Below are 19,053 nucleotides of genomic sequence, written 5' to 3' on the forward strand. Positions count from 1 at the left end.
CCTGCTACATAGACCCAACATAAATTGGTCTGAATGCGAAGCGATGCCCGGAACACGCCTGTCGGCGAATGATGCCACTCGGCGCCTGCGTGCCCATCTGCGGCAGCGGGCATACGGCCCGCAGGACAAGCTGGAGCCGGAGCGGGTCTTGGCGCCCAGGATCGGCTGCAGCCGCGAAACCCTGCGGGCGGCGCTTGATGTGCTGGAGAAGGAAGGCCTGATCTGGCGGCACGTGGGCCAGGGCACCTTCGTTGGCCCTCGCCCGGCCCATGAGCCGATCCGCCCGTCGGTCCTGGCCGAGATGGCCTCAGCCGCCGATGTGCTCGACGCCCGACTCCTGATCGAACCGCCCATCGCGGGCGAGGCGGCGCTGCGCGCAACCCCCAACGAGATCGCCCTTCTGCGTGCCGACGCGCTGAGGAGCAGCCAGGCGCCCGACTGGCAGGCCTACGAGCAAGCTGACGACGCCTTCCACAAAGGGATCGCCCGGATCACCGGCAATCCGCTGCTGATCGCCTTCCTCGATGTTCTGTCATCGGTGCGCGGCCGCGCCCGCTGGCAGCGGCAGCACGACCTCGCATTTCGCCGAGCACGCAAGAAGGAATACGCGGCGCAGCAGGGGCGCATGCATCTGGCCATCGTGGACGCCATCGCAGCGCGAGATCCCAAGGCGGCACATCGGGCCATGTTCGACCACCTGAGCGCCATCCGGAGCATCATGGTTCATGAAGGAGCCGGTCAGGCAGGCGGGTGAATGACCACCTTCTACCTCATTGCGGACGTTCGCTCTTCTTCCGCTCCGTGCCAATTCCTGACCTTCAAAGTATGTCCAAGCTTGCCCTGAAGCGTTGCATGCAACGCTTCAATCTGGCCTGAACCCTTGCAGGCTTAGGAAACCTGATTGCTTGTAGCCACTTGTAATCTGACCATTCGGGTGGTGCCGCTTTGCGCGCATTCCTCTCAAATGCATTCAGGGCCCGTAAGCATCCGCGATGTCACCTCATGTGCTCGTGCAACAAACGTCCCGAGCACTGGGCTCATGCTCCTCCCTTGCAGCTTCACCAAGCCCACCGGGCGTTCAGTCTCAGGAAGCTCCAGTGGGATTGCGACTATGGCAGGTTGAGCACCGGGAAAACGCAACATGGCTCTCGGAAGAAGCGTCAGGTGAGGACCACCGCTCATCAGGCTCAGCCGCAGTTGAAGGGAGGGGGCCACCACAGCAGCGCGGGGCGGCTCAAGTCCACGCACCCGAAAGATCTCGGCTCCAAATCGACCGAGCACCGTCTCCGGAGGGGGAAGAACCCAGGGCTGATCGATGAGATCGGCCAGGCTGATTGACTGGCGTCTTGACCATGGATTGTGTGCTCCCGCCGCCACCACAAGTGGGTCAGCAAACAGCACCTCCATCTCTAGGTCGCTTTCGGCATCAAGCTCCGGCATGCGCGTGAGCGCTACGTCCAGCCGCCGCTCGCGTATTGCCTCGTAAAGCACCGCTGTGTCGCCAACCATCACCTGAAACCGGATCTTGGGCATCAGAGCCAGAAGTTCGTTGATGATGACGGCCAACACTGGCGTGACGGGCTCGGGAGCGCCGACCCTCAGCTCCCCTTGCGTCGGATCCCGCAGGAACTCGATCTCGGCGAGCCCCTGCCTCAGGTCATCGAACACGGCGGCCCCATGCCTCAGCAGGGCACGCCCGTAGGCGGTCACCTCGACACCTCTCGGCGTCCGGTCGAGCACGGGCACGCCGAGCGTATGCTCCAGATCGGCAATGGCCTTCGAAACGGCAGGCTGTGAGACGGCCAACCGCTCGGCGGCCTTGGACATGCTCCCGGCCTCCGCGATCACTTGCAGCGTGTGAAGGTCCCGCAGCCGCAATCGCCGGCCGATGCGCTCGTCCCACTGCATGAGGCTCTTCCGAAAAGTTATAGGCCCATTCCAGAATACGAATTCTCTTTATAGCTCAACCAGGCAACACTCACGACATAAATGATGCGGAGGCGGCTATGACCTTGGGCGAGGCTGCGTTTCTGGCGTTCTCGGCGTGTAACTTTCTGCGGCTGGGGTCCTATGTGCCCCAGATCATCCGTGTGGCACGTGACCAGCACGGGGCGTCATGCATCTCGTTCACGTCGTGGTCGATTTTCCTCTTAGCCAACAGCACGACGGCGGCTCATGCGGCGGTCAACCTCGGGGACGGTTTGCTGGCCCTGATCAGCGCAGTGAACGCCATCTGCTGCCTGGCCATCGTCGGTCTCACAGCCTGGAAGCGTGCCGCTCTGAGGTCGGATCTCTGGCCTCGGGTGCTCTCCTGCCTGCCGCGTTACCCATACCGTTGGCCTCGGCGGCAAGCCACCGCCTCATGGTCGGGCCAGCGGCAATCCTAGGGAGGTTCTCATGAAATGGATGCTCGCTCCTATCCTGGCCCTGGTTGCTGGCTTGGTCTCCTCCGGGAGTTCGGCAACGGAAGCGGTCCGGCTTGTCATGCCGTTCGCCGCCGGCTCCGCCACGGACGCTCTCTCCAGGGTCATTGCCGACGAACTTGAGACAGGCCTGGGCCGGGCGGTCGTGGTCGAGAACAGAACCGGCGCGGCCGGACGCGTCGGCGTGCAGGCCGTCAAAAGCGCTACCCCTGACGGAGCCACGCTCCTGTTCACCCCCATTGCTCCCATGGCCGTCTACCAGCACGTCTACCCAGTGCTGGGATACGATCCTGTTCAGGATTTTGAGCCGGTCTCGCAGGTAGCCACATTTGACTTTGCGGTCGCCGTGGGGGCTGAGATCCCGGCAGACTCTCTGTCCAGCTTGGTAGAATGGCTCAAGGCTCATCCTGGACGGGCCAACTACGGCACGCCGGGGGCCGGCACTCTTCCCCATTTCTTTGCCGTGCTGTTCGGCCGTGAGACAGGTCTGGATCTGCGTCATGTTCCCTACCGGGGGACGTCGGCAGCCATCAACGACCTCCTCGCCGGCCAGCTCCCGATGGTCTTCACCAACACGGGCGAACTGCTGGAACTGCATAAGGCAGGGCGCATTCGGATCCTGGCGACTTCCAGCACCTCACGCTCGCCTTTTCTGCCGGGCGTTCCGACCTTCCAGGAGACGGGCTACGCGATTGCCGGAGCAGGCTGGCACGGTGTCTTTGCGCCCCGTGGCACACCCGCGGACGTTCTTGACCGGTTCAATCAGCTCATCACTGCTGCTTTGCAGAAGGAGCAGGTGAAAGAGCGGATCATCGCTATGGGATTTGAACCGACCGGGACATCCCGTTCACGGCTTGCCGAAATCCTGAACCGGGATGCAGCAATGTGGGCCCCGGCGGTGAAGGCAGCTCGCTTTACACCCGACCAGCAGTGAGAGGACCTGCCAATGTTCCACGACGCAACCCCATGCGATCCTCCGGCCGAGGACAGGCTCATTCTTCTGGGCACGAAGGGTGGGCCACGCCCGAGCCTCCTGCGGTCCAACCCGGCCAATCTGATCCTCTCCAAGGGCTCAGCCTATCTGGTCGACTGCGGCTACGGCACCACACGGCAGCTTCTGTTGGCAGGAGTGCAGCCTCATGAACTCGACGCGATCTTCATCACACATCATCACTCCGATCATACGCTGGAGCTCGGGCCACTGCTCTACCAAGCCTGGGTCGGAGGTCTGCGCCGACCCATTGACGTGTTTGGACCGCCCCCTCTCGCGACACTGATCAACGGCTTCTTTGCATCTCTCTGGTTTGAGATCGCCACGCGCATGGAGGATGAAGGACGCTCCAATCCACAGCACCTCGTTCGCATACACGAGATCGATGCACCAAGCGTTGCGCTGGAAACAGCGAAGATCCGGGTGACGGTCGGCCCGGTCCACCACCCTCCCCTGCGGCATGCATTTGCGTATCGGTTTGATACCCAGCACCGTTCACTTGTCCTGTCCGGCGATACGGCCATCTGCCCGGAGCTGGTCGCGTTGGCTCGGAAGGCGGATGTGCTGGTGCATGAGGTCATGCGAGTGGAGAGCCTGCCGAGGCTGATCGCCGGATTGCCGAACGCACCTGCGCTACACGCGCACCTTCTGGCCAGTCACACCACTACGGAGCAGGTCGGCGCTGTTGCGGCCCGGGCCGAGGTTGGAACGCTGGTGCTGAACCACTTCGTCCCGGGCGACGATCCTGCGATCACTGAGGAGATGTGGCTCGCCGCACCAAGGAGGGTGTTCGAAGGCACTGTGATCGCGGGCCGCGATTTACTTGCTGTGTAACAGTTGGTCGTCCGCCTTGGGTCAAAAACGTCGCTTAAGCATTACTTAGTAGAGGTCCGCTCACGGCGCCGATGCAGAAATTCAGACATGGTCCGCCCTGTGCCACACGGCGGCATTGTAGTCTGGTCTTCCATTTCGCAAAGCAAATGAACGACCTTGATCGAGACGGCCTCCAGCGATCAGGAATGGCCAACGGCGTCGGTTCTTTGCTCAATTCACACTGGAAGGGCACGGCCTGCCAACTCGACCCAATAAGACACCCCATAGGGGATGGCCTCATCGTTGAAGTCAAAGGCTGCGTTGTGGACGGGGCGCTGTCGCCAATGCCGATCAGGATATACGCGCCTAGCACCTGACGCAGGATGAAAGCGAAGTCCTCGGACCCCATCAGGGGGCTGCAGCATAGGTTTCATTTTCGAGCCAGCGAATAGCCGCTTCAAGCCGGGATCGTGGGTCGGTTGAATTCCAGAGGCTGGGCTCCATGTCCATTGGATCATGTTCGGACCTTTGTCGCAGAAACGGTACCTGACCCGCGCCGGGAGCCTTCAAACGGGCTCATAACCTGGCTGGGGAGGTGCGCCTCATAGGCCCTCCCAGCCGGGCGGACATGCTCTTCCAACACGCATGATTGATCAAGCGCCTCGCCACAGGCGTACCGTACGCCCGTCGCTAAACGGAGCGACCGTATGGGCACGTCACGAGACCATGTGAGGAACAGGTGAAACCTCGCCATAGCAAACTGGCCTCCCTGGCCAGCGACGACGCCTATGCGAAGGCCTCCGGTCGCAACTCCAAGCCAAAGGAAGCACGCTCGGTCCAAGTCGACGAGGACATGGTCTGGCAGCGACGGACGTGGACTATCCAGCGCCTCGGCTGGCTGGCCATGGGCGGTCTGGTCCTAACCGCTCTGACCGGGGTTTTCGGGTACGGCCCCGTGAGCTGTCAGCAGGCAACCGACCCGGCTGGCCTCGTGCGGGTCGAGTATGAGCGCTTCCAGCGCCAAGGATCCGAATTTACCTTGCGAGTGGACGTCGCGCCTCAAGCGACTGCAGACAACGTCGTCCCGCTTCGCGTGAGCGGCAGCTTCCTCGATGCGGTCGAGGTGAAGGGGATTGCTCCCGAGCCCCGGGAGGCCAGAAGCCTAGGAGCCGATATCGAGTACATGATCCCGGTGGCGCAGTCGGGCCAGGCGGCCACGATCCGCTTCGCGCTGAAGCTGCGGGAGGTCGGCTCCCACTCGGCCGAGATTGGTCTGAGCGGACGCGAGCCGGCCCGCTTCACCCAATTCGTCTATCCCTAAGCCCTGGAGCCACAATCATGGACTCGGTGCTCAGAGCCGCCTTCATCTATTTCTTTCTACTGATCGTGTTCCGCATCGCAGGCCGCCGCACGCTGTCCGAGATGACGACGTTCGACTTCGTCCTGCTGCTGATCATCGGCGAGGCGACCGAGCCGGTGCTGCTTGGCGACGATCCGTCGGTCGTCTATGCAGCCATCGTGATCATCACGCTGTTGTTCATCAACATCGCTATGTCGCTGATTAAAAGCCGCTGGAAGACCATGGAAAAGCTCATGGACGGTGTGCCGACGATCATCGTTGAGCATGGTCGTCTCATGCAGGATCGTATGAGCACGGCGCGAGTGAGCCGGGATGACGTCATGGAGGCCGCACGTCGCATGCACGGGATCGAGCGGCTGGAGCAGATCAAGTACGCCATCGTCGAGGTCAGCGGCGGCATCACCATTGTGCCCCAAGCGAGCGGTTAGCACTCGCAGGACATGCATTGGCCTCTCCCGCAACCTTGGACAATCTGCCATGAAATCGATGTACAGGATCCTCTATCGCCCGCTGCCACGTGCGCTGCGGAGACGCCCTGCCACAACCGCGGAGGACATCAGGAAGGCTACGCGATGGCATGCCGGCCTGGCGATCATTGTCGCCGTTCTGGCGTGGGCACTCTATGGATTTTACCATTGACAGGGGTGGACGCGATCCTGTCAGCCGCAATGGACTCGCCCGGCATGTCCGTTCCGACGCCTATTCGCCTGTCACCGGAGGCGCACGGCTGTGATCCCGCCACATCTCGTAGAGATCACCCTCCTCAGGATGGACGGGCAGGTAGGTAACTTTTAGCGACTGGTGTGCCAACGGCTTTGCCAATTCGGCATAAATGGCCGCCGTGGAAAGTCCACAGGGCTCGCCGTCCTCGTTGGAATAGGCGTAGGTCGCTTCACGAATACCAGTCAGATACATGGCTGAAAGGCACATTGGACAGGGCTGGCCGCTGGCATAGATCACACAGCCGTCGAGACGCGGGCCGCCGAGCGCCCGGCTTGCGGCACGGATCGCCTGGAGTTCGGCGTGGGTGGTCGGGTCCTGCGTTGTATGGATCTCGTTGACGCCCGTGGCGACAATGGCACCGTCCTTGACGAGGACCGCTCCAAATGGACGTCCACCCTTGCGCACATTCTCGCGCGCGAGATCGATGGCTTCACAGAGGAAATTCCGGGCCGTGGACATGTCGTTCCTCCTCTCCTGGCGCGATCAGCGGGCGCCAGCCGCCGTCAGGAGCTGCTCGATCCCGCGATAGCCCCGCTGGCGCGCATGCTGCAGCGGCGTGACCCCGTCACGGTCGGCGAGGTTGGCGTTCGCTCCCGCGTCGAGCAGCAGGTGAACAATTTCAGCATGCCGCGGCCCGCCGTCCCCGAGGATGATCGCCTCCAGCAACGCGGTCCAGCCCAGCTTGTTCACGTGGTCGACATCCACACCAGCTTCAATCAAGGTGCGCACCGTCTCCACGTGCCCGCGCTCGGCAGCGGGGATGAGCGCCGTGCCGCCATAGCGGTTCGTGCTCCTGAGATCGGCGCCATGGGCCAGCGTGAGGCGGAGGATCTCAAGGTAACCTCTGGCCCCGGCGAGCAGATAGGGACTGTCGTTGATCTCGTCCTTCGCGTTCACGTCGGAGCCGATCTCGATCAGGGCTCGTGCGGTCGCGACATGGTTGTTCTGGACCGCTGCCATGAGGGCCGTGCGCTGGCGGCTGTCACGCGCGTCAATGCTCGCCCCTTCACCCAGGCCCCGCCTGACGCCGTCGGTATCCCCCTGCTCCGCGGCGGCGATGAGTTGGCGGTCGAGCGGCGAAGGGGAGCTGGTCGAACCAAGACCCGTGAGTGTGCTCATCAGCAAGGCTCCCAATACCATGACAGGAAACAACAGTCTCATCATCGTGCCATCCACAACATCGGTCAGGCCCTTCCCGGTCCGGGATATTGGCCCGCCATGCAATTTGGGAAGAGCACGCACGGTGCGAAGGGCGATTGATCGTGGCATTCCTTACCGAACTCTGGAGTGGCCGAGTAGATCCGAGGCGGTCTGGACCGGAATGTCCAGCATCGCCTTCTCGGCGGGCGTGAGATGCCGGACGGCGCCCCTCGGGAGATCGCCCAGCCGCACTCCGCCCACATCGATCCGCACGAGGCGGAGCACCTCCGCATCGACGGCGTCGAGCAGGCGTCGGATCTGGCGGTTCCTGCCCTCGCTGAGAACAATTTCGAGCCATGCGTTGCGTGCTCCGGCACGGAGCAGGCTGGCCGATTTCGCGACGAGGCGCTCGCCGTCGAGCACCATGCCGGCCTGGAGGCGTTCCAGCATTGCCTCATCCGGCATGCGGTCGATTTGGACGTGGTAGACCTTCTCGACGTTCGACGCGGGATCCAGCACACGCTGCGCCCAGCGCGTGTCGTTGGTCAGGAGCAGCAGGCCCTCGCTCGCCTTGTCGAGGCGTCCCACGGGCGCAACGAACGGGAGGTCGAGCCCTTCTAGGCAGCCGTAGACCGTCGCACGCTCGTGCGGATCGTCGCGGGTTGTGACCAGGCCGCGTGGCTTGTTGAGCATCAGGTACACCTTGCACTCGGCTACGACCGGTTGGCCATCAACAGTGATGCGAGCGCGTCCTGGATCAACGCGGGCCGCCACGTTGCGGACGACCCGGCCGTCGACACGCACGCGACCCTCCAAGATCAGGACCTCGGCCTGCGTGCGGGAGCAGAACCCGAGCTTCGACAGGGCGCGCGGCAGGTTCACCACGGCGCCGTTTTGACGCCGGGGCCCACCCGCGCCCCGCAATCGGGGCGGTGGTTTCATGATCGTGTCGGTCCGGACGTCAGCTCGTGAAGAACTGCTGCGTGCCGTGCGCCTCGATGGCGCCCGCAAGCCGCGAGAGCGCATGCACGTAAGCGGCGCTGCGCAAGGTGATGCCCTTGTCCCGGGCGAGCGCCCAGATGGCGTCCCCTTCCCGCTCCATCATCGACTTCAGCCGCGCATGCACATCCTCGACCGGCCAGTAGTAGCCCTGCCGGTTCTGCACCCATTCAAAGTACGAGACGGTGACTCCCCCCGCGTTCGCCAGGATGTCCGGCAGAACGACGATGTTCTTGGCCGCCAGGATCTCGTCGGCCTCAGGGGTGATCGGGCCATTGGCGAGTTCGAGCACGACGCGAGCCTTGACGCCCGAGGCATTGCCCTCGTGGATCATGTCCTCCAAGGCGGCCGGGACGAGCAGGTTGCAGTCCACCGAAACGAGCTCGTCGGCAGGAAGAGCGGAGATGCCATCAGCCCCGGCGAGGCTTGTGACACTCCCTTGGGCCTTGGCTGCGAGCAGCTTGACGATGTCGAGGCCGGCCGGGCAATGGATCGCGCCCTTCGAGTCGGAGACCGCCACGATCTTGTAGCCGTCGGCTGCCAGAAGCCGCGCGATGTGCTGGCCGGCATTGCCGAAGCCCTGGATCGCCACCCGCGACCCCGGCTCCAATCCAAGCTGCCGGGCGAGGCGCTGGACGAGATAGTAGCCGCCACCGGCGGTCGCGTCGTCACGCCCGAGGGAGCCACCGAGCGCAATGGGCTTGCCCGTGATCACGGCTGGCGTTGCCTCTCCCACGATAGAGGCGTACTCGTCGGCCATCCAGCCCATGATCATCGAATTGGTGTAGACGTCGGGCGCCGGGATGTCCCGGTCAGGCCCGATGATCTTGGCGAAGGCCTGAACGTAGGCGCGCGACAGGCGCTCCAGTTCGGCTTTCGAGAGGGTGTGGGGATCGACCTGCACGGCACCTTTGCCGCCGCCATACGGCAGGTTCATCACGGCACATTTGAAGGTCATCCAGAAAGCGAGCGTCTCCACCTCCTCCATGGTCGAAGCGGGGTGGAAGCGGATGCCGCCCTTGGTCGGCCCGCGGGTGTCGTCATAGCGACAGCGCCAGGCCATGAAGGATTTGCGCGAGCCGTCGTCCATGCGGATCATCAGACGGACCTTCGTGGTCTCACGCGGGTACTTCAACTTTTCGAGAACGTCCGCGTCGAGGGCGAGGTGCCGGGCTGCTTCGTCGAGGCGTGTCAGGGCCTGGTCGAGCATGGAGGCTGCATGCAATTGATCTCACTCCTGTGTGTTGGTTTCGTTGTGCGCAGGTTGTCGCTGGGGAGCTTAATGGCGGCTTCCGCTCCGGAGCGCAAGATTTCGGGGATCACTGCGTCGATCCGGAGTAGGCTGGGTGCTGCCGCTAGCCGCGCCGGGCCCGTACTCCCTGCGCACGAGCGCCTGCGTCAACCGAGAGCTTGCATTCCCCGGCGTCGGGCGTATCTTGAGAGTGTCATGATGAAGCTCGTGAGAAATCTTCGCCTCTTTGCGCACGCGGGCTGCCTCAAAGCAGGCACGTAAGCCCCAGGAGCCGGCTTGACCCGCTGTGGTCGCCGGCGCTCCGGGGCACCAAATCTCCCTCACACAATCTTTGAGCTGTCGCATGCGCCGTTCAGGCGTGTGTCGGCCCGTCACGTCCGTCCGCCCTGCGGGAACGCGTGCCTGCGTGTCCGGCAGTTGACCGTCTTGAGGAGGCTTTCATGAGCAAGCAGCAACAGCTCCCCCCAATCACCCTCGCAGCCAACGACTACAACCGCCTGCTGTTCACCGCGATGATCCAGCAGAAAGACAAACGCATGGCATCCGACTTCCTGCTCACGGAGTTGCGTCGCGCGCACGTCTGTCATCCGGCGGCGCTGCCGGAGGACGTCGTCTCGACGAACTGCCGCGTGATCTTTCGCATCGACGATGAGCCGAAGTCGCGGGCGCATCTGCTCGTCCATCCCGAAGACCTGATCTGGCCCGGCGCCGAGATCTCCGTGACCACACCGTTGGGGACGGCGCTCCTGGGCCTACGCGTTGGCGACCGCATGTCGTTCGTGGACAATGGCGCGCTCCATGAGGTGTTCGTGGAAGGCATCGGCCTTCGCTTCCTGGACGACGGCACGACGGTCACGCGCATCCCCGGCAGCATCACGTGGGCCTGAGGCGAGTCGAGGACACGATGATCAAGCAAGAGTCACTTCCACCCGTGACGATCTCGACGGGCGACTACGACCGGCTCGCCTTTCTCGCATCGTTCGGCCTGACCTTCCAGCAGGACCGCCCGGCAGCGGCGATGCTCGCCAATGAGCTGCTCCGGGCAACGGTGGTGACGCCATGTGCTATTCCGCCATTCGTGGCCACGATGAACTCGCGGCTGGAGTTCCGGGATGACGCCACTTGGGATGTCCGCTGCGCAACACTGGTCTATCCCGAGGAGGAAGACGGCGAGGCGGACCGGGTCTCTGTGCTGTCGCCGGAAGGCGCGGCGCTGATCGGCCTGAGCGAAGGCCAGTCAATCACGTGGCGGACACCCAAGGGATGGCGCAGCCTGACGCTGCTGCGCGTCCTCCATCAGCCGCATGGACGCTTCGTCGAGCCATGGCGGGAACTGTCATAAAGCCCTTCCAAGCAGCATCGCCAGAGCTGCTTGGATCGTTTAGCCTATGGATGGAGGCCTGAAATGATGAGCCAAGTGCTTTCGTCCATCGTGCTCATCCTGGGTTGCTTCCTTGCCTACCAGGCGGCCGTTCGCTCAGGAGCCCCGCAGCACCCAGACCATCACAATGCTCGGGAGTGAATGTTCAAGGGTTCGCTCAGAACCACATCACCATCGTCGGCATGACGGGCCAGGTGCTTCGGGCTGGCGACGCTTGGAACGGTGGCTGGCCTTCGTGCTGATCGGGCGATGCGGCTTGCGTCATTGCACGTGCGATAGCGCCGATACAGTTGGTTTCGGCCATTCAGTTCTCGATTGGCAGCAATTCTGTCGATTGCAGCAATGAGGCCGCGCGGCCGGCGAAGGCCGCGTGGCGTGCTGTTCATGCGGCGTGCCGCGGCATGCGCGCTTAGGCGGGCTGGCCCTCCGTAACCGCAGGCTCGCGCACCTGCAGCACTGTCAACCGCTTCGACTCCCCGGTACGGGTTGTCCAATCAATCGACTTGCCGACGGGAAGACCGATCAGGGCGGTTCCGATGGGCGTCAGCACCGAGATCCTTCCCTTCGAGATGTCGGCCTCCTGCGGGTAGACGAGGATCACCGTCTGCACCCGCCCCGTCATGTCGTCGCGGAAGTCAACCTCGCAGCCCATGCAGACGGTGTCGCCGGGATGGCGGCCCGCGGCAAGGACATGCGCGCGGTCGAGCTCGTCCGCAAGTTCGGCTGCGACCTCGGGCATGGTGTTCGCGGCCGCATTGGCGAGCACCGAGAGCTTCTCGTGGTCGGTGGCGGTCAGGATGATGCGGGGCTTGGCACCGCCAGCTTTCTTGGTCATGGGATGTCTCCTATTCTGTTGGACGCGACGGCAGGATTCAGGCTGCCGACGGGCCGGGATCATTGTCGTCGCCAGGTGTTGGCGGGCTTGGGGCCCGCTCCGTAGCGGGGCGCCGCCGAGGCATCAGCCGGACGACCTTGCCATCCGGCTGCTCCGTATCCTGCGGCGCGGGCTTGGATGACGGTTCGTTCGGGGACTGACCCATGGCACGGTCTCCTCTGCTTTCTGCATTTCTCTGGGCAAGTGCTGACCTGAGCACCTCTGCCAGGAATTCGGCTGTGGGACGTTCGAACGCGGGACGCGCTGCGTCCATTGGCAGGCTGCGCCACTGGCCTGCAGCTTGCATGGGCTTTGGCGCCGCGAAGCGGAACACGAGGTTGAAGAATTGTTGAAGCATACCGCCACACCGGATGCGCCAGCACCCGGCCTCACAAGATGTCCGAAGGTTTAAGGATCTTGCGCTCCCCCGAACTCGGGGTGCGGATGCACGTCGAGCTCGGGGCTACTTGCCCGCGATGAGGTTGCCTGCCCGATGCAGGCCGCGACGGTATTGTGCGATGCTCAACATGATGCCTCGATGCTGGTACACATCGTCCCGTTTGTCAAATCGCCGAAGCGCGGCGTGATGGGATGTCCGGTTTATGGTGACGCAAGCTCGAAATACAAGCGGCCGTTATCCTTGAAACCGTGGAGATGGCCACCTCACCGGATTGGCACGCCCAGGTCCGCGGCGGCCCTCCTCACCGTCGCCGCGATCCTGCTGGACCTGTTCGACCTGCTCGGCAGCGCCTACCGGCTGGCGAAGATCTGGCGGGCTTGTACAGGCGCGGTTCAGGCTCCTTGGCCTAAACACCCGCAATCGCTGACGAATGAGGATCATCATGCTGATCTGGACCGCTCTTGCCGCGGCCCTGCTGTCCGGCCTGGCACTTGGCTTGTTGCCGAATGATGCGCCTGAATGGGCCACCCAGACCGTTGAGCTGGTCACGGTCGTGGCGGTGTTCGTGCTGGTCTGCCTTGTTGAAACCACTGAAGCGCGCTCGGACAAGTCAAGTTCCCGTTAGGTCATAGAAGACTCCGGGTGTCCGTTCCTAAACCTGGACACCCGCCACCGTGGTCGTCGGAACCGCGGCACGGTAGCGGGTGTCCATAAAGCCAAGCTTGCTTTTTCAAGAGCCAGTGCCCGCCGCGCGGGCCACCTGTTGCTCTTCAGGACACCGATACTGGGCATGCACGCGTCGTCACGTCCGGCAACCCATTCGACTGCAAGAAGGCGGACAGGGAACGTTCAATCAGGGCACGATCAAGACTATCGACGATGAAGACGAGGCGCGAGCGGCGGTCCTCGTCCGGCCATGCCGTCATGTGCACGGGAGGGTGGACCAGATGCTGCACGCCATGGACGGCCACGGGCGCGGGCGAACCCGCAACGTTGAGGATGCCCTTTACACGCAGGACCGCTGTCCCGTGGCGATTGAGCAGCATGGTCAGCCAGATACCGAATGCCGTCCAATCAAGCGGCTTGTCGAACACCAGCGCGAACGCATGGATGCCGTCGCAGTGGCGGCTCGGGTTATGGCCATGCACTTCCCCGGCGCCGCTTAGGCGGCCCCCTGTGCTGTGATTCAGCCCATCTAAAGGGTTTCCGTAACGACGCCATCTCGCCTTGACCTCGTCGGCAAACCAGCGCTGCGCCATCTCGCTCTTGTCTGACAGCTCAAACGTACCGTGCGAGAGAAGTGCCTCCGCATCCAGAGGGTCGTACGGGGCACGCCAGAGCGGAGCGGAGGGATTGAGCTGGCGAACATCTGAGATGACGGTCTCGGTGGTCCGCTTATCGGCCAAATCCGTCTTGGTGAGGACCAGCCGGTCGGCCACTGCCACCTGTCTGGCACTCTCCCTTTGACGAGCGAGTTGGATGCCGCCGTTCACGGCATCAACCGTGGCGATCACATTGCCTAAGCGGAAGTGGTGCTTCAGCACTGGATCGGCCTGCACCGTTGAGAGGATTGGGAACGGATCCGCCAGCCCTGTGCTCTCGATCACCAGCCGTCGGAAGAATGGTATCCGGCCGCCCTCGCGCCTGGCGTGCAGATCCTTGATCGCGGACGAGAGCTCCCCCCGGATTGTGCAGCACAGGCAGCCAGACTGCAGAAGCACCGTGGTCTCGTCGATGCGCTCCAGCAGATGATGATCAAGGCCGACCTCGCCGAATTCGTTGATCAGGACAGCCGTGTCGGCAAGGGCCGGATCCCGCAGCAGGCGCTGAAGCAGGGTTGTCTTGCCGGAACCCAGGAAGCCGGTGATCAGGTTGACCGGGGTCAATGATGCCGCCTCAGTCATGCGCCGCCTCAAGCCGGGCGATCAGCGCCGGGTCGAGAGGATCGCAGAGGCGGCCGGTCAGCTTCTCGGCCTTGATCCACAGGTGGGCGAGATGATCGACTATCTCCGTCTTGCCGGTGGCGGTGGAGAGCAGGAAGGCGGAGCCCTGCCAGTCGCTCAGCTTCAGACCGTACAACTTCAGTACCCGGTTGGCACACTGCACGCGTCGCATGCGCTCGCGCCGACGCTCAGCTGCATCCGAATTGCGGCTGAACACGCCTGGACGGGCGATGGCGTCCGTCCAGTGATCGGCATTGCCCAAGACGCCGCACAGCGCACACATGGTTCACTCTCTCCTCTTGCGGCAGCCTGGCAAAGTGCGGGAAGCTGCCGGGCTTACTTCTTTCGTGGGAAGCGCCGTGCAAAGTCATCGGCGATCTCGTCCATGGTGACGAAGCGGACGCCCGGATGGCTAATCATGTGATGATAGAGGCGCTCCAGCATCATCAGCACCTGCGGTCGCCCGGACACATCCGGGTGGATCGTGATCGGGAATACCGCATAGTCATACTCGCGGTAGACCCAGTCGAACTGGTCGCGCCAGAGCTGCTCGATATCGCGCGGATTGACGAAGCCGTGGCTGTTTGGTGAGGCCTTGATGAACATCATCGGCGGCAGGTCATCGAGATACCAGCTCGCCGGGATCTCGATGAGGTCCGTCTCCTCGCCCCGAACAAGGGGCTTCATCCATTCGGAAGCCTTCTTTGAGTAGTCGATCTTGGTCCAGCGGTCGCCGACGCGCACGTAGTACGGCTGATAATCATGGTGCATCAGTGAGTGGTCGTACTTGATGCCGCGTTCGAGCAGCAGCTCGTTGGTGACGGTTGAGAACTCCCACCAGGGGGCGACATAGCCTGTAGGCCGACGGCCGGAGAGCTGGGTCACGAGCTCGATGCACTTGTCGAGAACCTCGGTTTCCTGCTCCCGGGTCATCGCAATCGGGTTCTCGTGGCTGTAGCCGTGGATGCCGATCTCATGGCCCGCGTCGGCGACGGCCTTCATCTGCTCCGGGAAGGTCTCGATGGAATGACCCGGAATGAACCAGGTCGTTTTGATGCCGAACCGCTCGAAAAGCTGTAGCAGGCGCAGGCTGCCCACCTCACCCGCGAACAGGCCCCGGGAGATATCGTCCGGGGAGTCCTCACCTCCATAGCTTCCAAGCCAGCCTGCGACGGCATCGACGTCGATGCCGAAGCTGCAGAGAATTTCCTTCGCCATGAGTGCTTCTCCTCCGGTGGTTAGTAATGCGTGGGAAAATGGCTTCGTGGGTTTATCCTGCCGGGTTTCGGATGATGCCTTCCGCCGTCAACGCCGCCGCGAGCAGATGATCATCCCGTCCAGGGCCGCCCGACAGGAGGAAGCCTGTTGGCATCCCCTCCGCATCGGTTCCGTTGGGTATGGAGATCCCGCACCAGTCGAGAAAGTTGCCCAGAAGCGTGTTGCGCAGGGTCCTCATGTTGGTGCGCACGAACAGATCGTCGTCGGCTTCGAGGGCGTCGATGGATGGCGCAACATGGGCGACTGTCGGATAAGCCACGAGCCAGCCCTCCGCCAGCATCGCAGCCGTTTCCGCCACGAGCCTGCGGCGGGCTTCCATGATGGCGATATAGGACGTGAGCGGCGTCGCAGCCGCAAGCCTGATCCGGGAGGCCACCCGCCGGTCCATGCTGGCCGCGGCTTCACCCTCGACGCGTTCCCTGTGCAGGGCGTAGGCCTCGGCATTCACGATGGGACCGTATTGTGTATTCAGCGCGATGATCTCGTCGAGAGCGGGCAAGGTACTCCGCTCGATATGTGCTCCGGCGTTCTCCAGGCGGGTCAGCGCGGCCTCGAAGTTCGCGACAACGGCTGGCTCGCACCCGTCAAAGACCACATTCGTGGGCACGATCAGGCGCAGATCGCTGATGCCGCTCCGCCGGAGATTGGGCGCAGCAAGACCTCGGGCTGCCGCATCGACCAGGATCGCATCAAGCACGCTCAGGCAAAGGACCCCGAGCGTATCCAGGGTGTTAGACAGCGGATAGGCGCCCCGCATGGGCCAGCGCCCGCCGGAGGTCTTGTAGCCGACGATGCCGTTGAAGGCCGCCGGAATGCGGACAGAGCCGCTGGTATCGGTTCCGATGGAGACCGGCAACAGACCTCGTGCGACCGCGACGCCAGAGCCGGAGGAGGAGCCGCCCGGGACGCGGCGTTGCCCGTGTGGATTGACGGGGGTGCCGTAATGCGGGTTGAGGCCGATCCCCGAGAAAGCGAACTCCGTCATATTGACCCGACCGATGCTGACCATGCCCGCTGCTTCGAGCCGCGTGACGATGACCGCGTCGGCAGCGGCCGGTTGAGCATCGGCAAGCAGGTGCGATCCGGCCGTCGTCGGCAGGCCCGAGATGTCGAAGAGGTCCTTCCACGCGACAGGCGCACCATCGAGCCATCCGAGGGAGCGTCCGTCCCGCTGCCGCGCGGAGGCGGCTCGTGCTGCGGTGCGGGCCCGCTCGGGTGTTGTCAGCGTGAAGATGGCCGGGTCATCGCAGGTTTCGACAGCGACCAGCGTCTGCTCGATGGCGTCGGCGGCATTGACGATCCCGGCCGACAGTTGCGCCGACCACTGAACGGCGGAGCGGCGGGCCGGCATATAGCTGAGTTTTCTGCCCATGATGCAACCTGACGAGCGCTGATCCCTGTGCGTCCACGTGAGCGGCATCGCGAATGCAAGGGCAGAGCCGATGTGCCATGTGCCTCAATGCGGCCCTTCGATCCTCAACGGAGCGTCCATGGCCAAGTTCCATTAGCTCGGCGGCCCCAGCTCTCCGGTGGAGACAGCAAAGCTGGGAGGCAAGGGATGGATCAGGCTTTGCCTCTGCCCTGCCATGCGCCGCTCGCGGGGACGCGCAGGATAGGATCGGCTGCGGTACCGCCGTGCCTCTCCTCCGACGCAGGACCCGTATCCTCCTTCAGCATGTTCGCTCGGAGACCGCGCCACGCCATCTATTGCTTGGCGTGGCCACACCAGGACTCCCACGGTTGTTGTCACGCCAGGGGGAAAGCTCTGAACAACGCGAAGATCACGCTGTCGAACGTGCTGCTCGACGCGCGCATGGACGTGCCTCGCCACTACGCCACGCCGGTTCTGCCGGTCACCCTCTTCATCGGCGCGGGCGGATAGCTCCGGTCCGCCCACGTTGGCGAGATTTCCCGTGAGGCATTGACGGGCGCGCTCAACCGGCTGCTGGCGGAGTAGTCGAACTACGGTGAGGGGCTGGCGCCAACCCCTCATTGCCCGGGAGGCGCCCTACGACGCGCCGCAGCCTTCCCTGCTCTTCCGCCTTGTCTTCACAGGCCAAGCTTGTTGTCCTACCATGTGGCAAACGACGCTGCGGCCATGGGCCCGGTGCGGCGGGGCATACGGAGGAACGCCATGACAAGCGAAGCCGAGTGGTCGCCCCAAGAACCACCCATTGACGATCAACAGCCCCCGGAGCCGGGAGGGATCAGCCGCCGTGGGCTTCTAACCAGCGTCAGCCTGGCGGGCCTCGGGGCCGCCGTGGGCGCCAGCGTCCCCCTGTCCTCAACCATGTCAGGCGCGTTGATCCCGTCGGCTCTAGCGCAGGGGTCTCCCCCATCAGGTGGTGCTGCCCAGCCCTCAGGCCCACTGCCTCTCGACTATCCCGGCAAGGAGAAGGGTCTTGTCGTCCTGGGCGAGCGTCCCTTGGTGGCGGAGACGCCCGAGCACCTGCTTGATGACGAGACCACGCCGATTTCGAAGTTCTTCATCCGCAACAACGGTCAGATCCCGGAGCCAGCGGCGAACCCTGATGCCTGGAAGCTCACCGTCAACGGCGAGGTCAACAACCCGCTTGAGCTGACGCTGGCCGAGCTGAAGTCCCGTTTTCAGCCCAAAACCTACCGCATGGTGCTCGAATGCGGCGGCAACGGCCGCTCCTCCTATCAGCCCCAGGCCCGCGGCAACCAATGGACCAACGGCGGCGCCGGCTGCGCCGAATGGACCGGCATTCCGTTGAGCGAAGTGTTGCAGGCCGCGGGGCTGAAGGACACCGCGAAATACACCGCCCATTACGGCGCCGACCCGCACCTCTCGGGCGACACGACCAAGGAGTCACTCTCGCGTGGCATGCCTATCACCAAGGCGATGGAGCCGCACAGCCTGATCGTCTACGCCATGAACGGCGAGCCCCTGCCCAATATCCATGGCGGACCGCTGCGGCTGGTGATCCCCGGCTGGCCGGGCTCGCTGTCGCACAAGTGGCTGACGCGGATCACGATTCGCGACCGCGAGCATGACGGCCAGGGCATGACCGGCACCTCCTACCGGGTGCCGAATACACCGATGGTCCCGGGCGGCAAGGCGGACGAGAAGGACTTCCGCATCCTCGAATCCATGCCGGTGCGCAGCATCATCACCAACCCGGCGAACGGCACGAGGCTGCCGGCCGGCACGCGGGAGGTGGCCCTGCGCGGAGCCGCCTGGGCCGGCGATCTCACAGTGAGCCGTGTCGACGTCTCCACGGATGCCGGCCAGACCTGGACGGAGGCGACACTTGCCCCGACCCGTAACCGCTACGACTGGAACCGGTGGACGGCGACCCTGCAACTGCCGTCGGACGGCTACTTCGAGATCTGGACAAGGGCCACGGATTCGAACGGCCGGATGCAGCCGCCGGTGGCTCACAACTGGAACCCGCAGGGCTATGGCGGCAACACCATGCACCGCGTGGCTGTCCTGGTAGGGTGAGGGGCGT

The 19,053-nt window shown here is 63.7% G+C and carries 20 protein-coding genes; 9 read left to right on the forward strand and 11 right to left on the reverse strand.

Annotated features, from left to right (window positions below; translation table 11 throughout):
- Window positions 1-43 precede the first annotated feature (43 nt).
- Entirely contained in the window at window positions 44-754 is a 711-nt protein-coding gene (locus JKL45_RS12105) for a FadR/GntR family transcriptional regulator (RefSeq protein WP_201861386.1), read from the forward strand.
- Window positions 755-960: 206 nt separating this feature from the next.
- Here JKL45_RS12105 and JKL45_RS12110 read toward each other — a convergent pair whose 3' ends face one another.
- Window positions 961-1,908, reverse strand: a complete 948-nt coding sequence (locus JKL45_RS12110) for a LysR family transcriptional regulator (protein WP_201861387.1) — start codon at window positions 1,906-1,908, stop codon at window positions 961-963.
- A 489-nt stretch (window positions 1,909-2,397) separates the two neighbouring features.
- Between JKL45_RS12110 and JKL45_RS12115 the strand changes: the two genes are divergently transcribed.
- The 4 genes from JKL45_RS12115 (at window position 2,398) to JKL45_RS12130 (ending at window position 6,015) form a co-directional block, all read left to right on the forward strand.
- Entirely contained in the window at window positions 2,398-3,357 is a 960-nt protein-coding gene (locus JKL45_RS12115; RefSeq protein ID WP_201861388.1) for a Bug family tripartite tricarboxylate transporter substrate binding protein, read from the forward strand.
- Between the two features lie 12 nt (window positions 3,358-3,369).
- Entirely contained in the window at window positions 3,370-4,248 is an 879-nt protein-coding gene (locus JKL45_RS12120) for an MBL fold metallo-hydrolase (protein ID WP_201861389.1), read from the forward strand.
- Window positions 4,249-4,966: 718 nt separating this feature from the next.
- Window positions 4,967-5,548, forward strand: coding sequence for a hypothetical protein (locus JKL45_RS12125; RefSeq protein ID WP_201861390.1), 582 nt, complete (start codon window positions 4,967-4,969; stop codon window positions 5,546-5,548).
- A 17-nt stretch (window positions 5,549-5,565) separates the two neighbouring features.
- Complete coding sequence (locus JKL45_RS12130) at window positions 5,566-6,015, forward strand: DUF421 domain-containing protein (RefSeq protein ID WP_201861391.1); 450 nt, start codon at window positions 5,566-5,568, stop codon at window positions 6,013-6,015.
- A 271-nt stretch (window positions 6,016-6,286) separates the two neighbouring features.
- Here the strand turns inward: JKL45_RS12130 and JKL45_RS12135 are convergent, their stop codons facing one another.
- From JKL45_RS12135 to JKL45_RS12150, 4 genes are all read right to left on the reverse strand, one after another.
- Window positions 6,287-6,769: a nucleoside deaminase gene (locus JKL45_RS12135; protein ID WP_201861392.1), complete on the reverse strand. Its 483-nt coding sequence runs from the start codon at window positions 6,767-6,769 to the stop codon at window positions 6,287-6,289.
- A 24-nt stretch (window positions 6,770-6,793) separates the two neighbouring features.
- On the reverse strand, window positions 6,794-7,429 hold the full coding sequence (locus JKL45_RS12140; protein WP_246498499.1) for an ankyrin repeat domain-containing protein: 636 nt from the start codon (window positions 7,427-7,429) through the stop codon (window positions 6,794-6,796).
- 153 nt (window positions 7,430-7,582) lie between these two features.
- The gene (locus JKL45_RS12145) at window positions 7,583-8,392 is read right to left on the reverse strand and encodes a pseudouridine synthase (protein ID WP_201861393.1); all 810 of its coding nucleotides are present in this window, start codon (window positions 8,390-8,392) and stop codon (window positions 7,583-7,585) included.
- 19 nt (window positions 8,393-8,411) lie between these two features.
- The gene (locus JKL45_RS12150) at window positions 8,412-9,659 is read right to left on the reverse strand and encodes a Glu/Leu/Phe/Val family dehydrogenase (protein ID WP_376771028.1); all 1,248 of its coding nucleotides are present in this window, start codon (window positions 9,657-9,659) and stop codon (window positions 8,412-8,414) included.
- 482 nt (window positions 9,660-10,141) lie between these two features.
- Between JKL45_RS12150 and JKL45_RS12155 the strand changes: the two genes are divergently transcribed.
- On the forward strand, window positions 10,142-10,588 hold the full coding sequence (locus JKL45_RS12155; protein WP_201861395.1) for a GreA/GreB family elongation factor: 447 nt from the start codon (window positions 10,142-10,144) through the stop codon (window positions 10,586-10,588).
- 17 nt (window positions 10,589-10,605) lie between these two features.
- On the forward strand, window positions 10,606-11,043 hold the full coding sequence (rnk, locus tag JKL45_RS12160) for a nucleoside diphosphate kinase regulator (protein ID WP_201861396.1): 438 nt from the start codon (window positions 10,606-10,608) through the stop codon (window positions 11,041-11,043).
- 448 nt (window positions 11,044-11,491) lie between these two features.
- On the opposite strand, the gene rnk (JKL45_RS12165) is transcribed toward rnk (JKL45_RS12160), so the two are convergent.
- Window positions 11,492-11,917, reverse strand: a complete 426-nt coding sequence (gene rnk, locus JKL45_RS12165) for a nucleoside diphosphate kinase regulator (protein ID WP_201861397.1) — start codon at window positions 11,915-11,917, stop codon at window positions 11,492-11,494.
- Between the two features lie 37 nt (window positions 11,918-11,954).
- Window positions 11,955-12,122, reverse strand: coding sequence for a hypothetical protein (locus JKL45_RS12170; RefSeq protein WP_201861398.1), 168 nt, complete (start codon window positions 12,120-12,122; stop codon window positions 11,955-11,957).
- 676 nt (window positions 12,123-12,798) lie between these two features.
- Between JKL45_RS12170 and JKL45_RS12175 the strand changes: the two genes are divergently transcribed.
- Window positions 12,799-12,981 carry a hypothetical protein gene (locus JKL45_RS12175; RefSeq protein WP_201861399.1) on the forward strand — a complete coding sequence of 61 codons (183 nt, stop codon included), beginning with the start codon at window positions 12,799-12,801 and terminating at the stop codon, window positions 12,979-12,981.
- Window positions 12,982-13,126: 145 nt separating this feature from the next.
- Here JKL45_RS12175 and JKL45_RS12180 read toward each other — a convergent pair whose 3' ends face one another.
- Genes JKL45_RS12180 through JKL45_RS12195 form a run of 4 tightly spaced genes read right to left on the reverse strand, consistent with a single transcriptional unit; the run spans window position 13,127 to window position 16,949 of the window.
- Window positions 13,127-14,260, reverse strand: a complete 1,134-nt coding sequence (locus JKL45_RS12180; RefSeq protein ID WP_201861400.1) for a CobW family GTP-binding protein — start codon at window positions 14,258-14,260, stop codon at window positions 13,127-13,129.
- Window positions 14,253-14,582, reverse strand: coding sequence for a hypothetical protein (locus tag JKL45_RS12185; RefSeq protein WP_201861401.1), 330 nt, complete (start codon window positions 14,580-14,582; stop codon window positions 14,253-14,255). The genes JKL45_RS12180 and JKL45_RS12185 overlap by 8 nt, the downstream gene beginning before the upstream one ends.
- A gap of 53 nt (window positions 14,583-14,635) precedes the next feature.
- Window positions 14,636-15,517, reverse strand: coding sequence for a polysaccharide deacetylase family protein (locus JKL45_RS12190; RefSeq protein WP_201861402.1), 882 nt, complete (start codon window positions 15,515-15,517; stop codon window positions 14,636-14,638).
- 52 nt (window positions 15,518-15,569) lie between these two features.
- Complete coding sequence (locus JKL45_RS12195) at window positions 15,570-16,949, reverse strand: amidase (RefSeq protein ID WP_246498501.1); 1,380 nt, start codon at window positions 16,947-16,949, stop codon at window positions 15,570-15,572.
- 762 nt (window positions 16,950-17,711) lie between these two features.
- Here JKL45_RS12195 and JKL45_RS12200 point away from each other — a divergent pair.
- Complete coding sequence (locus JKL45_RS12200; protein ID WP_201861403.1) at window positions 17,712-19,046, forward strand: sulfite oxidase; 1,335 nt, start codon at window positions 17,712-17,714, stop codon at window positions 19,044-19,046.
- The last annotated feature ends 7 nt before the right edge of the window (window positions 19,047-19,053 follow it).

Source organism: Microvirga soli (genome assembly GCF_016734765.1).
Lineage (GTDB): Bacteria > Pseudomonadota > Alphaproteobacteria > Rhizobiales > Beijerinckiaceae > Microvirga > Microvirga soli.

Bases quoted from the DNA above. Each gene is read 5' to 3' on its own strand.
- JKL45_RS12105 (WP_201861386.1), top strand. From the start codon at position 44: ATGCCCGGAACACGCCTGTCGGCGAATGATGCCACTCGGCGCCTGCGT.
- JKL45_RS12110 (WP_201861387.1), bottom strand. From the start codon at position 1,908: ATGCAGTGGGACGAGCGCATCGGCCGGCGATTGCGGCTGCGGGACCTT.
- JKL45_RS12115 (WP_201861388.1), top strand. From the start codon at position 2,398: ATGAAATGGATGCTCGCTCCTATCCTGGCCCTGGTTGCTGGCTTGGTC.
- JKL45_RS12120 (WP_201861389.1), top strand. From the start codon at position 3,370: ATGTTCCACGACGCAACCCCATGCGATCCTCCGGCCGAGGACAGGCTC.
- JKL45_RS12130 (WP_201861391.1), top strand. From the start codon at position 5,566: ATGGACTCGGTGCTCAGAGCCGCCTTCATCTATTTCTTTCTACTGATC.
- JKL45_RS12135 (WP_201861392.1), bottom strand. From the start codon at position 6,769: ATGTCCACGGCCCGGAATTTCCTCTGTGAAGCCATCGATCTCGCGCGC.
- JKL45_RS12140 (WP_246498499.1), bottom strand. From the start codon at position 7,429: ATGAGCACACTCACGGGTCTTGGTTCGACCAGCTCCCCTTCGCCGCTC.
- JKL45_RS12145 (WP_201861393.1), bottom strand. From the start codon at position 8,392: ATGAAACCACCGCCCCGATTGCGGGGCGCGGGTGGGCCCCGGCGTCAA.
- JKL45_RS12150 (WP_376771028.1), bottom strand. From the start codon at position 9,659: ATGCTCGACCAGGCCCTGACACGCCTCGACGAAGCAGCCCGGCACCTC.
- JKL45_RS12155 (WP_201861395.1), top strand. From the start codon at position 10,142: ATGAGCAAGCAGCAACAGCTCCCCCCAATCACCCTCGCAGCCAACGAC.
- rnk (WP_201861396.1), top strand. From the start codon at position 10,606: ATGATCAAGCAAGAGTCACTTCCACCCGTGACGATCTCGACGGGCGAC.
- rnk (WP_201861397.1), bottom strand. From the start codon at position 11,917: ATGACCAAGAAAGCTGGCGGTGCCAAGCCCCGCATCATCCTGACCGCC.
- JKL45_RS12170 (WP_201861398.1), bottom strand. From the start codon at position 12,122: ATGGGTCAGTCCCCGAACGAACCGTCATCCAAGCCCGCGCCGCAGGAT.
- JKL45_RS12175 (WP_201861399.1), top strand. From the start codon at position 12,799: ATGCTGATCTGGACCGCTCTTGCCGCGGCCCTGCTGTCCGGCCTGGCA.
- JKL45_RS12180 (WP_201861400.1), bottom strand. From the start codon at position 14,260: ATGACTGAGGCGGCATCATTGACCCCGGTCAACCTGATCACCGGCTTC.
- JKL45_RS12185 (WP_201861401.1), bottom strand. From the start codon at position 14,582: ATGTGTGCGCTGTGCGGCGTCTTGGGCAATGCCGATCACTGGACGGAC.
- JKL45_RS12190 (WP_201861402.1), bottom strand. From the start codon at position 15,517: ATGGCGAAGGAAATTCTCTGCAGCTTCGGCATCGACGTCGATGCCGTC.
- JKL45_RS12195 (WP_246498501.1), bottom strand. From the start codon at position 16,949: ATGGGCAGAAAACTCAGCTATATGCCGGCCCGCCGCTCCGCCGTTCAG.
- JKL45_RS12200 (WP_201861403.1), top strand. From the start codon at position 17,712: ATGACAAGCGAAGCCGAGTGGTCGCCCCAAGAACCACCCATTGACGAT.